The organism is Brachyspira pilosicoli (assembly GCF_019402445.1).
Classification (GTDB): domain Bacteria; phylum Spirochaetota; class Brachyspiria; order Brachyspirales; family Brachyspiraceae; genus Brachyspira; species Brachyspira pilosicoli_B.
In genome coordinates this window covers 1-5,189 of sequence record NZ_SRZM01000080.1, presented here as the reverse complement: position 1 = coordinate 5,189, position 5,189 = coordinate 1, and the positions used below count along the sequence as shown (strand labels likewise).

Genomic DNA, 5,189 nt, shown 5'->3' with positions numbered 1-5,189 from the left:
CCATTAAACTCTATAGATGAAGCATTATTTAAATATTTAATATAATTTTCTTCTCTTTTTAAAGTTTCTTCATCATCAGATATTTTAGTAACTTCTATATTTTTTATGAGTAAAATATTACCTCTTCTAACTTCATATTCACCAAAATATGTATTAGCTCCGCCATATCCATAAAACTCAGTATTATAAAAAGATATTGTAATACCATCTTCTTCAAACATATTTGTAAGTTTATAAGTTTTACCTGTAAGTGTGCTAGATGATACGGCTAATGACTTCTTGGTAGAAGAACAAGAAAATATTATAAAGAATATAATAAATAATGTTATAAGTATATTTTTTAAATTATTTCTTTTCATATCTCTTCAAAAATTAAATAATTACTAGAAAGCACTGTATATAGAGTTAATTTTCTACCTTCAATTTTATATGATGTGGCCTCTTTTAAAAGCTTTAAATACTCATATTCTGCTTTCATTTTATCTTTAGGACCAGACATTAATGTTGTTATTAAATTATAAACATTAAAAATATCTCCATCTATTTCATATAAAGATGAATATCTATTAATTGCCGAAAAACCGCTTATTTTATCAGCATTAAACTCTATTGTAATATTCATCTCTGGATATATGCTAACCAATTTAAACTTTCTGCCGTCTAATACATTTTTTTTATCTGTTATATTATTTTCTGTAATTTTATCCATACTAGAACATGAACATATTAAAAATAATATAAAGAATAAAGCTGATAATCTTTTCATAAACTTCCAAAATATATTTAAATCTATTACTATGATTATCGGTATTAGTATTCTTATTTTTTATAAAAGAGATTTCATTTAAAATAAAAGCCCCCTATCAAAAAAGACAAGGGACTTAATATAACTTAATAATTTACTCTAAATAAGCATAATGGAATTGATATTCTTGTAATGGAGTTAAAACATAGTCTTTTAATCTCTTACTTATTAGAGTTGGATTTGACGGATTGTATATTGGAATAAGCAAATTATCTTCTGCTACTAATAATTTTTCAGCATTATGCATAGCTTCCATTCTTATATTTTGATTAGCGGTAGACCTAGCAGTTTCTATATATTTATCAAACATAACGTTACTATAACCTGTAGAGTTTTGGCTTCTATAACTTAAATAATTCTCTAAGAAAGTCATAGGGTCGCTATAATCACCAATCCATAAAGTTCTTATAAGCTGATAATCTTTTTCGCTTCTCATTTGCTGATAAGCTGCCCACTCTAAAGAAGTAATTTGTAAATCAACACCTAAATTTTCTTTCCACATCTGCTGCACTGCTTCAGCTACTTGCATATAAACCAAATCTGAAGTAGTTTTATATTCTAATACAGGGAAATTCTCTCCATTAGGATATCCTGCTTCAGCCAATAATTTTTTAGCCATCTCAACATTATTAGAATAAGCCTCTTTAGATAAATCGATATATTCTCCGCCATTTTCTCTAAAATCTCCGCTAACATCATAAGCTCCCACAGGAACCCAAGCACTAGTAGGAGATTTTGCAGTAGGAACAACATTTTCAACTATATAATTTCTGTCTATAGCCAAAGATAATGCCTTTCTTATCCTTACATCTTTTAAAACTTCATTAGTAGCATTTATACCAAAAGCAACTGTAGAAAAATATGGAGCTATATTAACTATACCCTCTTCTTTAAGTTTTTCTAAATCCTGCTCTACAATATTAACAGAAAAATCTAATGAACCATCTTTTATACCAGCAAGTGCTAAAGTAGCATCTTTCATCATCACAAAAGTAATTTTTTCAGGAACAATGTTATCCTTATTCCAATAATTAGTATTTTTTACTACAACTATTTTTTCATCAGGGTTTCTCTCTGTCATAATAAAAGCACCATTACCAATATAGCTTTCTGGACTTAATGACCATTTATCACCATACTTTTCTATAATGTCTTTCCTAACAGGAGCAAATATCGGATAAGTAAGTATATCTAAAAAATATCCTGTAGGAGCTTCTAAAGTTATTTCTAAAGTATAATCATCTATAGCTTTCACTCCAAGCTCTTCTACTGGAAGTTCACTTGAAAGTATCTTTACAGCATTTTTTATATATTCTACAAATGAAGTATATTCTGCTGCACTAGCTGGATTAGCAGCTCTCTGTAAAGCATAAACAAAATCATTTGCAGTTACATTTAATCCGTCAGACCACTTAGCATTCTCTCTCAAATGAAAAGTATATTTAAGTCCATCATCTGAAATATCCCAACTCTCACAAGCTCCACCTTGCAAATTGCCATTTTTATCTTTTATTATCAAAGTTTCAAATACATGTCTTGGATAAACAAAGTCATTTCCAGATAATGTAGGGTCTATTGTCTTTGGTTCTTCACCAGCATTAATAAATAATTCCTTTGAAGAACGATTCACATTATTTGTACATGAAATAATTAAAATAAAAATATACAAAAACAATAATATTCTTTTTAACATAATTCTCCCCTTCTATAATAGTTATGTAATAATACTATATTTAGAAATATAATGCAATTAATTACTCATATATTTACTTATATATATAATAAAATTCTAACACAATTTTCTATTTTTTCGATAATTATAACGATACACTATAAAAAATGGAGTTGAAAAGTGCCAAGATATGAGCAGTTAAAAGCTAAATCTAAAGGTATATCATATACAAGAAGAATAAGAAGCGAAGATAAAGAATTTAATTTTAAAAAACCTATAATTATATCAGTTTCATTTATATTACTTGTATCTATACTATTTACTGTTATAAAAAAATATTCTCCTATGGTAGATATTGCTGTAAAAGACTTTTTCAGTATTAATCATAGGGAAGCATTAACATTAGAAACAACTGGAAATGAGGAAGAAAATAAAATAAGTTTTTTAGATAATGTGCCACTATTTAATTTCTTTATAAAATCTAATACTAATGAAACTTTATCTATTATGGCTTATGAAACTAATTCTATGCTTGAAACTTCTATAAGTACACAAAATACAAACACTATGCAAAATAACTCTATAATAACAAGAGAGTCATTGTCTGTATTTTTTAATAATAATCAAAATAATCAAGCTAATAACACAAAAAATATAGAAGAGCAAAAAGATAATAATATAGAAAATAAAAAAGAACAAAACTTAAACAATATAGTTAATGATTCATATAATTATATACAAGATATGATACAGCAAAATAGAGGCTTAAATAATAATAATAATAATAATAATAATAATAATAATAATAATAATATAGTAAGAGAAGAAAATAAAATAATAAGCACAAAAGAAAATATAAATAAAAAAGAAATTATACAAAAAGCTCAAAAAGATATAGCAAAATATAAAACTTCAAAAGCAAATAATAGTGTAAAAAGAGATTATTCTAATGAAAGAAACTTAAAAAACACAAGCGATGAAGGAGTATATTTAGTAGAATATGATGAAAATACAGGCTCTATTACATTAATATTTAGAAAGAGAAATATAGAAAATAATAATTCAATAGAAGACACAATAAAAACTCTATTAGAGGGTGCTACTGATGAGGAGAATAGAGATAATATAATAAGCTGTATACCTAAAGACACAAAACTATTAGACATATTTGTAGAAGGAAATACAGTATATTTGAATTTTAATGAAAGCTTTGAATTTAATCCTCTTGGCAATGAAGGCACTATGCTTCAAATATATCAATTAGTATATACAGCAACACAATTTGAAGGAATAGACAATGTTATATTTTTAATAGATGGTAATTTAAATGAAACTATAGGTGCAGAAGGTGCTATAGAAAATATGCCATTTAAAAGATTTGAATAATATTACTTTTTATTACATACAAAAGTTTTTCCAACAAGAGTGGGATATAATATATTTTTTGTAAACTTAATTGTAAGAGATGAAGCATCTTCAGAAAAAGTTAAAGAGCCTTCTATAAATTTTTGATTTGCTTTTGGTATAGAAAAAGTATAATCTACCCCCTTTCCTTCAACTTCAGAATATAATAAATAATCAGGCTCATAAGTATTATTGCTACTAATAGAAGAAGATAATTTATCGTATTTTATAGATACCCATAAATATGCATTCTCTAAATTAGCATCAACACTTGAAGCATCAAAAGTATCAACTGAAACATAGCTGCTTTTATTAAATTGTTCTAACCCCTTTGAATAATCAACACTAAATGTATCACTAGCAGTTTTATCTTTATTGGAACAGCCAATAAGTAAAATAACAAAAATAAAGTATAATATCTTTTTTATCATTTCATATTCCCTCCAATAAATTATTTAATAATAATATAACAATTTTTATATTTTACAATAATAAAAAAGGCCGCATTTTCTTAATGCAGCCCATATTTTTAATTGTTTTTTAATTATCTATTTCTGTAATAAGACTTATTGTATCCGCCCTTGTCATTATATCTTTTATTATTGTATCCGCCTTTCTTTTTAGAATAAACTCTAACGCTTCTATATGGCGGCTCACCATCGCTTTTTGTTTCTACATCTTGGTCATTTTGTAATTCCAAGTGTATTATTCTTCTTTCATAAGGAGACATAGGCTCAAGAGAAACAGTTCTTCTAGTTCTTTTAGCTTGCTGTGCAGCTTGACGAGCCATGTGCTTTAAAGTTTCTTCACGTCTATCTCTATATCCATCCACATCTAATATAATATGTCTTTCATTATCATCGCCGAATTTTTTAGAAGCTATTAATGATATTACAAATTGTAAAGCCTCTAAAGTATTTCCTTTTTTACCAATTAAAACTCCTGAATCTTCTGTAGAAATATCTATATATATTCTTTTCTCAGTTTCTTCTTTTACAGTTACTTCAGCATTGATACCCATATATTTTAATATATTAGTCATAATTTCTTGAAACTCATTCAAATCATTAGCTAACTCTTCATAAAAAACTCTTATAATAGTTGGAGAATCTTCTCCTATACCAAGAATACTCCTTTTACCTTTATCTATTACTTCTACTCTAACTTGGTCCTCTGTAAGATTAAGTTCTGTAAGGGCATTATTAATAGCGTCCCTCTCTGATTTACCGCTAAACTCTTTTACTAACATAATTTCCTCCTTAAAAAAAGAATAAATCTATTTTCTTTTCTTTTTTCCATTTCCTTTTT

General features: G+C 26.5%; 6 protein-coding genes. 1 reads left to right on the top strand and 5 read right to left on the bottom strand.

The genetic code is table 11. The annotated features are described in order from the left end of the window. The 3 genes from E6A48_RS03340 to E6A48_RS03330 form a co-directional block, all read right to left on the bottom strand. Positions 1–359, bottom strand: a 359-nt coding sequence (locus tag E6A48_RS03340) for an META domain-containing protein (protein WP_219708575.1), incomplete at its 3' end; no start/stop codon positions are given. Next, positions 356–766 (bottom strand): META domain-containing protein, encoded by a 411-nt coding sequence (locus E6A48_RS03335; protein WP_219708574.1) that lies wholly within the window; start codon positions 764–766, stop codon positions 356–358. The genes E6A48_RS03335 and E6A48_RS03340, both read right to left, overlap by 4 nt. 133 nt (positions 767–899) lie before the next feature. Continuing rightward, a complete protein-coding gene (locus E6A48_RS03330; RefSeq protein ID WP_219708573.1) occupies positions 900–2,498 on the bottom strand; it encodes a peptide ABC transporter substrate-binding protein in 1,599 nt (532 codons plus the stop codon). Positions 2,499–2,657: 159 nt separating this feature from the next. Here E6A48_RS03330 and E6A48_RS03325 point away from each other — a divergent pair, with 159 nt between their 5' ends. Beyond that, positions 2,658–3,863, top strand: coding sequence for a GerMN domain-containing protein (locus E6A48_RS03325; protein WP_219708572.1), 1,206 nt, complete (start codon positions 2,658–2,660; stop codon positions 3,861–3,863). 2 nt (positions 3,864–3,865) lie between these two features. Here the strand turns inward: E6A48_RS03325 and E6A48_RS03320 are convergent, their stop codons facing one another. Both E6A48_RS03320 and jag read right to left on the bottom strand, forming a co-directional pair. Continuing rightward, complete coding sequence (locus E6A48_RS03320) at positions 3,866–4,312, bottom strand: hypothetical protein (protein ID WP_219708571.1); 447 nt, start codon at positions 4,310–4,312, stop codon at positions 3,866–3,868. A 113-nt stretch (positions 4,313–4,425) separates the two neighbouring features. Then, entirely contained in the window at positions 4,426–5,130 is a 705-nt protein-coding gene (gene jag, locus E6A48_RS03315) for an RNA-binding cell elongation regulator Jag/EloR (RefSeq protein WP_013242977.1), read from the bottom strand. Between the last annotated feature and the right edge of the window lie 59 nt (positions 5,131–5,189).